This is a genomic window from Hymenobacter edaphi (assembly GCF_003258365.1).
Lineage (GTDB): Bacteria > Bacteroidota > Bacteroidia > Cytophagales > Hymenobacteraceae > Solirubrum > Solirubrum edaphi.
In genome coordinates this window covers 569,744-582,802 of the sequence record NZ_QHKM01000002.1, presented here as the reverse complement: position 1 = coordinate 582,802, position 13,059 = coordinate 569,744, and the positions used below count along the sequence as shown (strand labels likewise).

General features: G+C 65.3%; 11 protein-coding genes. 6 read left to right on the top strand and 5 right to left on the bottom strand.

Annotated elements, in window-relative coordinates:
• Nucleotides 1–242: 242 nt before the first annotated feature.
• Nucleotides 243–2,927, bottom strand: coding sequence for a DNA mismatch repair protein MutS (mutS, locus tag DLM85_RS09970; RefSeq protein ID WP_111478057.1), 2,685 nt, complete (start codon nt 2,925–2,927; stop codon nt 243–245).
• A gap of 272 nt (nt 2,928–3,199) precedes the next feature.
• Between mutS and DLM85_RS09965 the strand changes: the two genes are divergently transcribed.
• The 4 genes from DLM85_RS09965 (at nt 3,200) to DLM85_RS09955 (ending at nt 7,967) form a co-directional block, all read left to right on the top strand.
• A complete protein-coding gene (locus tag DLM85_RS09965; RefSeq protein ID WP_111477955.1) occupies nt 3,200–3,742 on the top strand; it encodes an RNA methyltransferase in 543 nt (180 codons plus the stop codon).
• A 113-nt stretch (nt 3,743–3,855) separates the two neighbouring features.
• Nucleotides 3,856–6,510, top strand: coding sequence for a M36 family metallopeptidase (locus tag DLM85_RS09960; protein WP_111477954.1), 2,655 nt, complete (start codon nt 3,856–3,858; stop codon nt 6,508–6,510).
• Nucleotides 6,511–6,582: 72 nt separating this feature from the next.
• On the top strand, nt 6,583–7,017 hold the full coding sequence (locus DLM85_RS25445; protein WP_165822086.1) for a hypothetical protein: 435 nt from the start codon (nt 6,583–6,585) through the stop codon (nt 7,015–7,017).
• Entirely contained in the window at nt 7,014–7,967 is a 954-nt protein-coding gene (locus DLM85_RS09955; protein WP_165822085.1) for a J domain-containing protein, read from the top strand. Before DLM85_RS25445 ends, DLM85_RS09955 begins: the two co-directional genes overlap by 4 nt.
• Nucleotides 7,968–8,032: 65 nt before the next feature.
• On the opposite strand, the gene DLM85_RS09950 is transcribed toward DLM85_RS09955, so the two are convergent.
• Entirely contained in the window at nt 8,033–8,800 is a 768-nt protein-coding gene (locus DLM85_RS09950; RefSeq protein ID WP_243635914.1) for a TerC family protein, read from the bottom strand.
• 112 nt (nt 8,801–8,912) lie between these two features.
• The gene (locus tag DLM85_RS09945; RefSeq protein ID WP_111477952.1) at nt 8,913–9,410 is read right to left on the bottom strand and encodes a YajQ family cyclic di-GMP-binding protein; all 498 of its coding nucleotides are present in this window, start codon (nt 9,408–9,410) and stop codon (nt 8,913–8,915) included.
• Nucleotides 9,411–9,542: 132 nt separating this feature from the next.
• On the opposite strand from DLM85_RS09945, the gene DLM85_RS09940 reads away from it, so the two are divergent.
• Both DLM85_RS09940 and DLM85_RS09935 read left to right on the top strand, forming a co-directional pair.
• The gene (locus tag DLM85_RS09940; RefSeq protein WP_111477951.1) at nt 9,543–9,986 is read left to right on the top strand and encodes a GNAT family N-acetyltransferase; all 444 of its coding nucleotides are present in this window, start codon (nt 9,543–9,545) and stop codon (nt 9,984–9,986) included.
• A gap of 207 nt (nt 9,987–10,193) precedes the next feature.
• Nucleotides 10,194–10,682 carry a PaaI family thioesterase gene (locus DLM85_RS09935; RefSeq protein WP_111477950.1) on the top strand — a complete coding sequence of 163 codons (489 nt, stop codon included), beginning with the start codon at nt 10,194–10,196 and terminating at the stop codon, nt 10,680–10,682.
• 102 nt (nt 10,683–10,784) lie between these two features.
• Here DLM85_RS09935 and DLM85_RS09930 read toward each other — a convergent pair whose 3' ends face one another.
• Entirely contained in the window at nt 10,785–11,765 is a 981-nt protein-coding gene (locus DLM85_RS09930; RefSeq protein WP_111477949.1) for an NYN domain-containing protein, read from the bottom strand.
• Between the two features lie 408 nt (nt 11,766–12,173).
• Nucleotides 12,174–12,917, bottom strand: coding sequence for a metal-dependent hydrolase (locus tag DLM85_RS09925; RefSeq protein WP_165822084.1), 744 nt, complete (start codon nt 12,915–12,917; stop codon nt 12,174–12,176).
• Nucleotides 12,918–13,059: the final 142 nt, after the last annotated feature.

Sequence of the window (13,059 nt, the reverse complement as noted above, 5' to 3'; positions counted from 1 at the left end):
CTGGCGAATTGGTGACACAAAGGTAATGCAAGAATTTCTGAAGTCAAGAGCCGGGGCTGATTTTTTCACTTACAAAACCGCTTCCATTTCATTCTCAGGCACTTTTTTTCGATGAAGCACGCAAAACCGGCCTGAATTTGCCTTAAGCTGAACCGCATGGAAGCCGCCCTAAAAGTCAAGCGGCTGACAATAGTGCCCCAGTCAGCCGCTGACTGGGGCAAGCGCAGCGTCGCGGGCCAGTCTCAGCTTTTGCGGTTCAGGGCCACCTTCAATTCGTTCAGTTTCAGCAGGGCCTCGATGGGCGTGAGCGTGTTCACATCGAGGTGCTGCAGCAGGTCGCGGATGTTTTCCAACACTGGGTCGGCGGGCTCGAACATGCTGAGCTGCAGGGTGGGGCGCGGGGCGCTGGCCGTAGCTACCGGACGGGCGTGGGGTTGGGCAGCCGTTTTGGCTTTGGCCTGACCATTAGTGGCTGACTGCGGCGTGGCTTCGGTTTCTACCAGCTCCTCCCCTGTCCCATCTTCGGCGCCGACGCTGGTGCGCTCCTGCTCTAGGTGGTGCATGATTTCGTTGGCGCGCAGCACCACGGCGGGCGGCATGCCGGCCATGCGGGCCACGTGGATGCCAAACGAGTGCTCCGAGCCGCCCTCCTGCAGCTTGCGCAGAAACAGAATGCGGCCGTCGGCTTCCTTCACGGCCACGTTGTAGTTGCGCACCCGCGGGCACTGCTCGGCCAGCTCGTTCAGCTCGTGGTAGTGGGTGGCGAAGAGCGTCTTGGCCCGGGCCTTGGGGTGGTTATGCAGGTGCTCCACGATGGCCCAGGCAATGCTGATACCGTCGTAGGTGCTGGTGCCGCGGCCGATTTCGTCCATGAGCACCAGGCTGCGGTCGGAAAGGTTGTTCAGGATGGAGGCCGTTTCGGTCATTTCCACCATGAAGGTACTCTCGCCCTTGGAGAGGTTGTCGGAGGCCCCGACGCGGGTGAAAATCTTGTCGATGACGCCGACGTGGGCGGCTTCGGCGGGCACGAAGGAGCCGATCTGGGCCAGCAGGGCAATCAGGGCCGTCTGGCGCAGCAGGGCCGATTTGCCGGCCATGTTCGGACCGGTGATGACGACGATCTGCTGGTCGTCGCGGTCGAGACGGATGTCGTTGGGGATGTACTGCTCGCCGGGGGGCAGCTGCCGCTCGATGACCGGGTGGCGGCCCTGGCGGATGTCGAGCAGGCTGCCGTCGTCCACCGTCGGGCGTACATAGCGGTGCTGGCGGGCGGTGCTGGCAAAGGAGCTGAGGCAGTCGAGCACGGCCACGGTGCGGGCGTTCTGCTGCACCTGACTCACGAACTCGTTGGCCGTCAGCACCAGCTCGTCGTAGATGCGCTGCTCGATGACGAACAGCCGCTCCTCGGCATGCAGGATTTTCTCCTCGTAGGTTTTCAGCTCCTCGGTGATGTAGCGCTCCGCATTTACCAGCGTCTGCTTGCGAATCCACTCCGTGGGCACCTTGTCCTTGTGGGCGTTGGTGACTTCGAGGTAATAGCCAAACACCTTGTTGTAGGCCACTTTCAGTGAGGAAATGCCGGTGTTGCGCTGCTCCCGCTGCTGCAATTGCAGCAGGTAATCCTTGCCGGTGTAGGCAATGGCGCGCAGCTCGTCCAGCTCCTTATCGATGCCGTCCAGGATCAGGTTGCCCTGGTTGGTCAGCACGCCGGCGTCGGGGCGGATTTTGCTCTGGATTTCGCGGCGCAGGGTGTCGCAGGGGTTGAGCTGGTCGGCCAGCTTCTGCAGGGCGCGCACGTCAGTGGCGTGCAGCAGCTCGCGCATCGGGGCCAGGGCTTCGAGGGCGCGACTGAGCTGCAGCAGCTCCCGCGGGTTGACGCGGCGCACGGCGACTTTGGAAATCAGGCGCTCCAGGTCGTTGATCTGGCGCAGCTGGTCGCGGATGGCTTCCAGCAGGTCGGCTTGCTCGTGCAGGGCCTGCACGGTGTCGAGGCGGCGCTGAATCTGGGCGGGCTCCTTCAGCGGCAGCACCACCCACTTGCGCAGCAGGCGGGCGCCCATCGGCGTGAGGGTCTGGTCGAGTACGTCGATGAGCGGGACGCCGCCAGCGTGCTGGGCCGACAGCAGCTCCAGGTTGCGCACGGTGAAGCGGTCCAGCCACACGTACTTGTCCTCCTCCAGCCGCCCGATGCCGTTGATGTGGCCGATGTCGTTGTGCTTGGTTTCGGCCAGGTAGTGCAGGATGCAGCCGGCGGCGATGATGCCATCGGTGAGGTTATCGACGCCGAAGCCCTTGAGGCTGGTGGTCTTGAAGTGGCGCGTCAGCGTTTCGTGGGCGTAGTCGTTGCCGAACACCCACTCGTCCAGGGCGTAGGTGCAGAAATCGGGGCCGAAGGCGGTTTCGAAGTCGCGACGGCTGTTTTTGCAGAGCAGCACCTCGGCGGGGGCGAAATTCTGCAGCAGCTTGCCGAGGTAGCCCAGGTCGCCCTGGGCCACCAGAAACTCGCCGGTGCTGATGTCGAGGAAGCTGATGCCGGCCTGCTGGCCGCGGCCGAAGTGCACGGCGGCCAGGTAGTTGTTCGAGCGGCGCTCCAGCACGTTGTCGTGCAGGCTCACGCCGGGCGTGACCAGCTCGGTGATGCCGCGCTTGACCAGGCCCTTGGCCTGCTTGGGGTCTTCGAGCTGGTCGCAGATGGCCACGCGCTGGCCGGCGCGCACCAGCTTGGGCAGGTAGGTATCGAGCGAGTGGTGGGGGAAGCCGGCCAGCGCGGTTTCGGCGGAGGTGCCCGCGCCGCGCTTGGTTTCGACGATGCCCAGGATGCGGGCGGCCGTCACGGCGTCCTCGCCGAAGGTTTCGTAGAAGTCGCCCACCCGGAACAAGAGCAGCGCGCCGGGGTGCTGCTGCTTGAGCTGGTGATACTGCTTCATCAGCGGGGTATCGGCCACGGGGGCGGGGCCGAGGGTGCCGTGGGTGCGTACGACTTTCTTATCGGGCTTATCGGTAGCTGTCTTCACAGTAGCGGAGCGGCAATAGGTAGGGAGCGGGCCGGCGGGCGGCCCGCGGATCGGGCAAAAAAGAGCGGGAGGCCGTAGCTTGCGCCTTCATCTGAACAGCGCAGCGGGGCCAAAGCGTTTCGTGAGCAGCTTGTTCGGATGGCTTGTTGTGTCGGCTGCACCAGCCGGCGCTTATGCCCCCTTCTATGCGGAAACTAACCATCCACGAGCTGAACCGGCTCACGGTCGAGGACTTCAAAAATACGGAGAAATTCCCCTTGTGCGTGGTGCTCGACAACGTGCGCAGCCTGCACAACGTGGGGGCAGCCTTCCGCACCTGCGACGCCTTTGCCGTGAGCAAGCTGTGGCTGGGCGGCATCACCGGCCGCCCCCCGCACCGCGAAATAACCAAGACCGCGCTGGGCTCGGACGAGTCGGTGCCCTGGGAGCACGCGCCCGACGTGCCCGCGCTGGTAGCGCGGCTGCGGGCCGAGGGCTGGCAGGTGGTGGCCGTGGAGCAGACCACCGGCTCGGTGCCGCTGCCGCAGTTTCAGCCCGCCCCCGACCGCCCGCTGGCACTGGTGTTCGGCAACGAGGTGTTCGGCGTGGACGACGCCGTCTTGCCGCACTGCGACGCGGCGGTGGAAATTCCGCAGTTCGGCACCAAACACTCCCTGAACGTGTCGGTGACGGTGGGGGTGCTGGTGTGGGACGTGCTCACGAAGTGGGGCGCGACGTCGGCCCCCTGATTTGCCGGATTAATCCTCGCTTCATTCGAAAATCACCCGGCAAAATTGTATTTTTAACGACCTCTTCCCCGACTCCGGGCAGAAGAGGCCCGCTTGACCCTTCATTTCTCTGCATGAAACACACGTTTACGCACTACGGCCGGGTGCTGACCCTGGCCTCCCTTCTGGCTTTGCCCGGCCTGAGCCAGGCGCAGCAACCAGCCCCGTCGTCGCTCACGCGCGGGCTGGAATACCTCAATGCCCGCCGCGTGAAGCTCGGCCTGTCGGAAGCCGACCTGCGCAACCCGGCCGTGGCCTCGGAATACACCGACGCCGACAACGGCGTGACCCACCTGTACCTGCGCCAGCGCGTGCAGGGCGTGGAGGTGTACGGCGCCGTCATTGAGGTGCACTTTGACCGCGGCGGCAAGGTGGTGCAGTCGCACAACTCGTTTGTGCCGAACGCGGCCGCCGTGGCCAACGCGGCTACGCCCGGCCTCTCGCCCGTGCAGGCCGTGGCCGCCGCGGCCCGCGCCCTGAACATGCCCGCCCCGCAGGGCCTGCGCCTGGAAAAGGAAGGCAGCGCCGCGGAAGGCATGACGTTTTCGACCGGCGGCATCTCGCTGGAGAAGATTCCGGTGCAGCTCATGTACTCCCTGCGCCCCGACGGCCGCCTGGCCCTGGTGTGGAACGTGACGCTCTACCCCCTCGACGCTCAGCACTACTGGGACGCCCGCATCGACGCCAGCACCGGCGCGCTGCTCGACCGCACCGACTTCGTGGTAAGCGAGGAAGCTTCGTTTGCGGCCCTGGTACGGCGCCGGCAGGGCCAGGCCCTGCCCAGCGCCGCGCAGCGCCCGGCCGCCGCCGCCAGCACGCCCGCCACGGCCGGCCGCACCAACGTGCCCAACAGCTACAACGTGTGGCCGCTGACCGTGGAAAGCCCCAACCACGGCGCCCGGCAGCTGGTGACGGACCCGGCTAACGCCACGGCTTCGCCCTACGGCTGGCACGACACCAACGGCGTGACCGGGGCCGAGTACACCATCACCCGCGGCAACAACACCCACGCCTACGAGGACCGCCGCAAGCTGAACACGGTTACGTCGAACACCTACACGGCCGGCTTCACCCCCGACGGCACCGCGCAGCTCAGCTTCGACTTCCCCTACACGCCCACCAGCTCGGCCAACTCCAACGAGGCCGCGGCCGTCACCAACCTGTTCTACTGGAACAACATCATGCACGACGTGACGGAGCGCCACGGCTTTACCGAGGCCGCCCGTAACTTCCAGCTGCGTAACTACTCGGGCGTGGGCCTGGGCAACGACTTTGTGCAGGCCGAAGCCCAGGACGGCGGCGGGCTGAACAACGCCAACTTCTCTGCCCCGCGCGAGGGCAACCAGCCGCGCATGCAGATGTACCTGTGGGAAACCGCCCAACAGTCGCTCACGTTTGCGCTGCCGGGCGGCGTCACGCTCGGGCCGTTCACCTTCGCGCAGGCCGCCTTTGGCCGCCGCCTGGCCATGGTGTCGCCGCTGAACGGGCCCGTCGTGTACGCCGGCCCGGGCTGCACCACGCCCCTGCCCAACGCGGCGGCCCTGAGCGGCAAGATTGCGCTGATGAAGCGCGGCGGCTGCAACTTCACCGCCAAGGTGAAAGCCGCCGAAGCGGCCGGCGCCCGCCTGGTTATCGTGATGGACAGCATTCCGAACACCACCCAGCTGGTGTCGATGAGCGGGGCCGCGCCTGATTCCAACGGCATCCGCATCCCGGCCGTCTTCATCACCCGCGCCGACGGCCAGCAGCTGCTGCAGTCCCTGGCCGCGGGCACCGTTTCGGCCTCGGCCTCGGTGCTCGACCGCGACGGGGACCTCGACAACGGCATCATCGCCCACGAATACGGCCACGGCATCACCAACCGCCTCACCGGCACCGGCGCGGGCTGCCTGACCAACCTGGAGCAGATGGGCGAAGGCTGGAGCGACTTCTTCGCCCTGTGGATGACCACCAAGCCGACCGACGTGGGCACCACGCCGCGCGGCATCGGCACCTACGCCTCCTCCGAGCCGGTTACCGGCGGGGGCATCCGCACCAAGCCCTACTCCACCGACATGACGGTGAACACGCTGACCTACGCCAACCTGGGCGTGTCGCCCTACACGGCCGTGCACGCCAACGGGGAAATCTGGTGCTCGGCCCTCTGGGACCTGAACTGGGCCCTGATCAACCGCTACGGCTACAACGCCGACCTCTACGGCAGCACCGGCGGCAACAACATTGCCCTGAAGCTGGTCATCGACGGCTGTAAGTACCAGGGCTGCAACCCGGGCTTCCTCTCGGGCCGCAACGGCATCCTGAAGGCCGACTCCATCAACAACGGCGCGGCCAACGCGGCCCTGATCTGGCAGGTGTTTGCCCGCCGCGGCATGGGCGCCAGCGCCGTGCAGGGCTCCACGAACAACATCAGCGACCAGACGGCCGCCTACGACCTGCCCGCCGGCGTGCTGGCCAGCAAGGCCGCCAAGGCCGCCGAAACCCTGGCCGTGTACCCCAACCCCGCCCAGGACCGCGTGACGGTGCGCCAGTACGCCGCCTCGCAGCGGCCGGTGCAGCTGGAGCTGGTCAACAACCTCGGCCAGGTGGTGCAGCGCCAGACGGCGCCCGCCGCCCAGCTGCAGGGCGCAGGTGTGGAGCTGAGCACGGCCGCGCTGCCCGCCGGCATCTACGTGGTGCGCCTGACCGGCTCGGCCGGTACCACCAGCCAGAAGCTGGTGGTGCGCCACTAATCGGCCCGCCGTACTGTTAGGCAAACGCCCGGCCCTGGTGGCCGGGCGTTTGTTGTTTACATTCCCCGCCTTATGCTTCTTACGCCCGATTCTGACGCCGCCGACGCGGCCCTGCGCGGCCTGCGCCCGGCCGTGGACGCTGCTCCCGCTAGCCCGCCCGAGCTGACCGCCGACACCCTGCTGCACGCGGCGCTGCGTCCCATTCTGAAGCTGCACAACGCCCGCCTGCTGCGGCTGGTGGCCGATTTTGCCCGCGACTACCGCCTGCCGCTGCCCGGCGCCGCCCCCGCCGACCAGGCCCGCCTGCTCGAGGAGCTGCTGCGCCGCAACCAGCGCCTGCAGCACACCGCCGTGGGCTTGGTCACGGCCCTGCTGACGATGCCCGAATACGAGTACTACCGCCACCACCGCGCCGAAGTGAACCGCCGCCTGCTGGAGCTGCTGCGGCAGCGCGTAGCCACGCAGGTGCCGGCCGTGGTGGCCCTAGCCGCCGAAGCTGCCCCGTGACCACCTATTACCAGATTCTGGAACTGCCCGAGCAGGCCACCGCCGCCGACGTCCGCCGGGCCTACCTGCGCCTGGTGCGCCTCACCCACCCCGACCGCACGCCCGACCCGGCCGCGCACCGGCGCTACCTGCTCATCAACGAAGCCTACGACACACTGCGCCAGCCCGCCCTGCGCGCCCACTACGACGCCCAGCTGCGGGCCCGGCGCCAACCGGCCCGGCCCGCTTACACCGCGCCATTTGCCGGCAATGCCTACCAGGTGCTGCGCGTGCCTTACTCGGCCACCGAGGCCCAGATTGAGCAGGCATACCAGCACTGGCGACGGCACCTGAGCCAGGGCCCCGCGGCCGACCCGGCCCTGCAACAGCAACGCCGCCACCTGGAGCACGCCTACGCGACCCTCAGCGACGCCCACCTGCGGGAGCCCCACGACGCCCGCGTGCGGGGGCAGCGCCCGCCCCGGCGCGCCCAGCCCTACGCGGCGCTGTACGGGCGGTACGCCCGAGCGGCGCAGGTTGGCTGCTGGCTGTTGCTGGCCTTTTTCCTGCTTCTCCTGCTCGACTGCAACCTCACCGTCACCCACCCCGAGGCCCGGGTGGCCGAGGTGGAAATGCACGTGGGCAACGCGGGGGACGCGGCCAGCCTGGTGCGCACCCAGCACAGCCGCTTCTGGGCTCAGGGCTGGTACGAACCCGGGGCCCGCATCGACGTGCAGCAGAGCCGGCTGTTCAACCAGGTGCGGGCCTACCGCCGCAGCCGCACCAACGCGCCATTCACCGATTATTCGCTGGGCCGGGCCTACGGGCTGCTGTTCTGCTTTCCGCTGGCCATGGGTGCCTGCGCGGCGGTGGGCGTCTGGCCGCGCAATTCCGCCAAACGAACCGTGGACTTCGCCATTGCCAGCGCCCTGACCAGCCTGGTGGTGGTGTACCTGCTCAACGTGACCTGAAAAAGCCCAACGCCCGGTTCCGCTGACAGCAGAACCGGGCGTTGGGCTTGATGCGGCAGCGCCGCTTAGTCGAAGTGCGAGTCGCGCAGCTGCACCGGGTCGGCCTGCTTGCGCAGGCGCATGTTCAGCAGCTCCACCAGCAGCGAGAAGGCCATGGCGAAGTAGATGTAGCCTTTCTCGATTTCCTTGTGGAAAGACTCCATCACCAGCATCACCCCGATCATAATCAGGAACGAGAGGGCCAGCATCTTGATGGTGGGGTTGCGGTTGACGAAGCCGGCCACCACGCCCGAGAAAATCAGCATCACGGCCATGGACAGGACCACGGCCAGAATCATGATCAGCACGTTATCGACCAGGCCCACGGCCGTCAGAATGGAGTCGAAGCTGAACACGATGTCGATGAGCACGATCTGGATGATGATGCGCCCCATCGAGCTGTAAGTCTTGCCCGGGCCGTCGGCGTCTTCCTCGCCCTGCAGCTTGGTGTGGATTTCGGTGGTGCTCTTGCCGATCAGGAACAGGCCGCCGATGAAGAGGATGATGTCGCGCCCGGTCACGCCGAAATCGTGTTCAGCCCAGGGCACATCCACGTGAAACAGCGGGTTTTTCAGCCCCACAATCCACGAAATGCTCATCAGCAGGCCGATGCGGATCAGCAGCGCCAGCAGCAGGCCGATGGTGCGGCCCCGCTGCTGCTGCGCCGGGTTGAGCCGGTTGACGACGATGGAAATAAAGATGATGTTGTCGATGCCCAGCACGATTTCCATGAACGTGAGGGTCAGCAGGCTCACCCACGCCTGCGGGGAGGAAAAGACGGAAAAGTCGAACACAGGAGAATGTGCGGAATGTGTCAGAATGTGCGGAATGTGGAAAATGAGGAAGAATGGAAAGCCGCAGCCATTTCCACCTTATTCACATTGCCCCACATTTTCCACATTTAAATTAGCTTTTCATGTTCACGTACTGCAGCGGCTGGCCGATGGTGGCCGCGTTCTGGCGCAGCAGGGCAATGACGGCCTGCAGCTCGTCGATTTTCTTGGCCGTCACGCGCAGCTGCTCGCCCTGAATCTGAGCCTCTACCTTCAGCTTCGAGTCCTTGATAAGCTTCTGGATCTTGCGGCTCAGGTCCTTGTCGATGCCGGCGCGCACCTTCAGCTTTTTCTTGATCAGCGCCCCGCTGGGCTCTTCCTCGGCCGAGAAGTCGAGGCTGGTCGGGTCGATGTTCTGCTTCACCAGGCGGGTCATCAGAATATCCTCCAAGGACTTGACTTTCATGGAGTTTTCCGACGACACGGTGATGACGTTGTTGGCTTTGTCCAGCTCGATGCCGCCCTTGGTGTCGCGGAAATCATAGCGCGTCAGCAGCTCTTTTTTGGCGTTGTTGACGGCATTTTCCAGGGTTTGCGGATCGATTTTGCTGACGATGTCGAAGGAGGCCATGGTCGAAAGGGGAGATGGATACTGCGGGGCGCGGGGCCGTTCGGGGCGCCAAAGTTGGCTAATTTGGGCCGAAGCACAACCTTCGCCCCTTCGTCACTGCCCGCGCTCCGGCGCGCTTCCGGCCTTCTACGCATGCGCGCCTCTCTCGATACACCCCGCACCCCCGCCGACTGGGCGGCCTACTACCAATTGCGCTACCAGGTGCTGCGTCAGCCCTGGCAGCAGCCCCCGGGCTCGGAGCGCGCCCCCGACGACGAGGCGCCCACCACCACCCACGTGCTCTGGCGCGCCCCCGATGGCACGGTGGCCGGCGTGGCTCGCCTGCACCCCAGCGCCCCCGGCCAGGGCCAGGTGCGCTACATGGCCGTCAGCCCCGCCTGGCAGGGCCACCAGGTGGGGCGGCAGCTGCTGGAATACCTCGAAGCCGCCGCCCGTCAGCAGGGCCTGACGGAAATCGTGCTGCACGCCCGCGAGGCGGCCGTAGGCTTCTACCAGCGGCTGGGCTACGCTGTGGTGGCCCCGTCGCACACGCTCTTCGGCTCCGTTCCGCACTTTCTGATGCGCAAGGCGCTGTAGCGCGGGCTTTAGCCCGCGTCCGGCCGGCCGATTGGCGCAAAACGCTTGCCGGCCCTGGCCGTTGGAGTTGCTAGCAGCCGCCCGCGGCCCGGCCGAAACCGGCGCGCCGCCGCGCAAGCCTCCAGCCCCCAAACGAGCGGCGGCGCGGGTGCGGGGTCTGCGGAAAGAAACCTACCTTTTCGGCTGTTCCTAAGCCCCACCTGCCTTATGGCCGCCCTGCCCGACGTTGCCACCCTGGTGGCCCTCTACGACCAGATCAATGCCTACGGCCGCGCCAACGGCATGCAGCTCAGCGTGCACGCGCCCGGCCGCGTCAGCTACGCCATGACGGTGCAGGCGCAGCACCTCTCCTCGCCCGGCACCGCCCACGGCGGCATCATTGCCGGCCTGATGGACGCCGTGCTCGGCGCGGCGGCCCTCACCCAGGCCTTTCTCGACCAGGAATTCGTGTCCACCGTCGAGTTCAAGCTCAACTTCCTGCACCCCGTGTACCTGCACGACGCCCTCGTGGCCCACGCCGAGGTGGAGCACCACGGCAAAAGCCTGGTGGTGGTGGGCGGCCGCATCGAGTGCCCGGCGCGGGGCGTGGTGGTGGCCCGCGGCCTGGGCACCTTCAACCGCTACCCGGCCACCAAGCGCGAGTTTGTGCAGGCCATGGCCGGGCAGCTCGGCCTGGAAAAGCCCGCCGACGAATAGCCCCCAAACGAAGCGCCGCCGGACGCGGCCGTTTCCTGCGGCAGGAAAGCGGCCGGTCCGGCGGCGGAAGGCTCCGGGCCGAAGTAAGGGTATGCAGGTATTCTAGAGGCTTTCCGACTCGGCCCCTTCGGGCTCGTGCTGGTACTCGCCTTCGGCGGGGGCCTCTACTTTGCGCACGTTGCGGGCGCAGTCTTCGTTGCGGTGGTTGCGGCCAACGGTGAATTCCACCCAGTCGCCTTCGTGCAGCTCGTTGAAGTCCTGCCCGTCCGACATATCAGCGTAGGAGAAGAACAGGTTGTTGGGCGGCATCACCACGAAGCCGTAGCCGTTCTTCAGGTTCTTGATGGTGCTGATGCCGATGGAGCCTTCCGGGCCGGCGGCCGAGGGCACGTAGGGCTTCGGCGTGGCCACGTTGGGGTAGGGCGAGGGCTCCGGCTGGCTCACGAACAGGTTGTCCACCAGGTCGCCGCCGCGGTTGCTGTCGATGACCTCGTTCATGGCCACGGCGTAGTTCACCGTTTCGAGCAGCAGCTGCGAGGGGCGGGTTACGCGGTTTTCGCCTTTAAAGTCGGTGTACTTGAAGTCCCAGCTCAGCAGCATCACGCGGGTGCCGATGGTGTTGAGCTTCTTGATCAGCGGCACGTAGTCGGAGTCGCCGGCGATGAGCACCACCACGTCCAGGTGCTTGGTCATCGAGAGTTCCAGCGCTTCGAGGGCCAGCCACACGTCCACGCCTTTTTCCTGCAGGCGGCCGTCGCGCGTCTTCAGGGGCATGTAGTGCGTCTGAATCGACATATTCATCAGAATATCGTCGAGCAGCCGGTCGTGGAACAGGCGGTCCTTGTCGCGGGCTTCGGTGGCCGAGAGGCGGCCGCGGAAGAAGTGGGGTTCGGTAATCTGGCACAGGCGCACGTCGGCGTCTTCGTCTTCGGCCACTTGATGGCGGATAAACTCGTGCAGGCCTTCCAGGCTGATACGGGCTTTCCGATCATGCTGGAAGTAGTAGTAATCACTGATCTTGAGGAAATAGTTGCCGTCATAAAAGACGCCTATCCGGATCAGCGGGCTATTGATGTGACTCATGATTGCGAGAGGTGTGCAAGAGGGTAAGAGAAGGGTGCGGAGGCTTCGGGCCCGGTAGCCGGAAGGTGCCAAAGGTACAAAGACATAGTGAAGTTTGGATGGAGTAAGGGGTGCAAGAGACTCTCATTACAATACCATAATTTACCCTAAAATAGTTCTAAAAACAATAGCTGTTTAGTGTCCTTTGCAGCTACTGACTCCCTACTCAGGGGTGAGGTTGCAGCAGTGGCCTGCCGCCCGGTAGCAGCAGTAATGGCCAGAGATGCGGCCCTCCTTATGGTTTTGTCTGAGGCTGCAATGTTACAAATCCCAGCCGATACCCAACCACTGTCGGCCAATATTTGTTGATGCTTATCCCCTTCGTGGTGGTTGTTACCGAGTTATTCCCATTTTTGGAAAAATTCCAGTTTAGCCCAAATTGTACCGCTGCCACCACAGCAGCGCCACGACCAGGGCGTAGGCTGCGCAGATACCCAGCTCCAGCAGGTTGCCGGTGGTCGAGCCGGTTGAAATCAGCGGCACTTTCAGGGCTTTATCCGAAAGCGGCAGCAGGTAGCGCACCCCGGACTTGGTGAGCGTGTCGGCCAGCAGGTGCGACAGGTAGCCCGCGCCGGCGTACGCGGCCACCCCGTGCCAGCCCAGGTCCTTGTTGGCCAGGTGGCCGATGTAGGTCCAGAGCGCGGCGGCCCAGATGGTGTGGGTATACGAGCGGTGCGAGGTGTACGGGGCCGCCGTTACGAAGGCCCCGAGCAAGCTCAGCCAGAGCATCTGCTCGTAGAGGCCAATGAGCACCGAGGCGGCCCCGGTGAAGAGCAGCGCCAGCTTGCGCACCGCCTGGCTTTGCATGGCCATACCGATAAGAAACGTGGCCAGCGCGGCGGTGTAGGCCACGCGCTGGTTGGGACCGGGCGGCAGGTTCAGGTAGGCGAAAATGGCCAGCATGGCCGCCATCATGGCAAAAGCCCAGCGCACGTAGCTTTGCAGAAAGCCCATGCGCTTGCTCAGGCGCGAGTTGGGGTGGTCGAGGTCGGGGGCAAGGGAGGAAAAACCGGCCAGGGCAATGCCGGGCAGCGAAAAGCGCACATCGGCGGTAACGGCGGCAATGCCGACGCCGGTAATCAGGCCAATAGCTAAGTGAGAGGAGCCGCGCACTAGAAACAGGAGAAAAACAACACGACGAAGGTAAGCCGCAACGGCAGGACGCCGCCAGTTTTTCCGACCAACTACGGGATTTTCCGTGCGGACGCCCCTGAATATTCGCCCGATCAGTTGCCAGCCACCCCGGGAAACTTTA

Excerpts from the sequence above, each read along its gene's own strand:
- DLM85_RS09960 (WP_111477954.1), top strand. The coding sequence starts at position 3,856 with ATGAAACACACGTTTACGCACTACGGCCGGGTGCTGACCCTGGCCTCC.
- DLM85_RS09930 (WP_111477949.1), bottom strand. The coding sequence starts at position 11,765 with ATGAGTCACATCAATAGCCCGCTGATCCGGATAGGCGTCTTTTATGAC.
- DLM85_RS09935 (WP_111477950.1), top strand. The coding sequence starts at position 10,194 with ATGGCCGCCCTGCCCGACGTTGCCACCCTGGTGGCCCTCTACGACCAG.
- DLM85_RS09940 (WP_111477951.1), top strand. The coding sequence starts at position 9,543 with ATGCGCGCCTCTCTCGATACACCCCGCACCCCCGCCGACTGGGCGGCC.
- DLM85_RS09965 (WP_111477955.1), top strand. The coding sequence starts at position 3,200 with ATGCGGAAACTAACCATCCACGAGCTGAACCGGCTCACGGTCGAGGAC.
- DLM85_RS09945 (WP_111477952.1), bottom strand. The coding sequence starts at position 9,410 with ATGGCCTCCTTCGACATCGTCAGCAAAATCGATCCGCAAACCCTGGAA.
- DLM85_RS25445 (WP_165822086.1), top strand. The coding sequence starts at position 6,583 with ATGCTTCTTACGCCCGATTCTGACGCCGCCGACGCGGCCCTGCGCGGC.
- mutS (WP_111478057.1), bottom strand. The coding sequence starts at position 2,927 with ATGAAGCAGTATCACCAGCTCAAGCAGCAGCACCCCGGCGCGCTGCTC.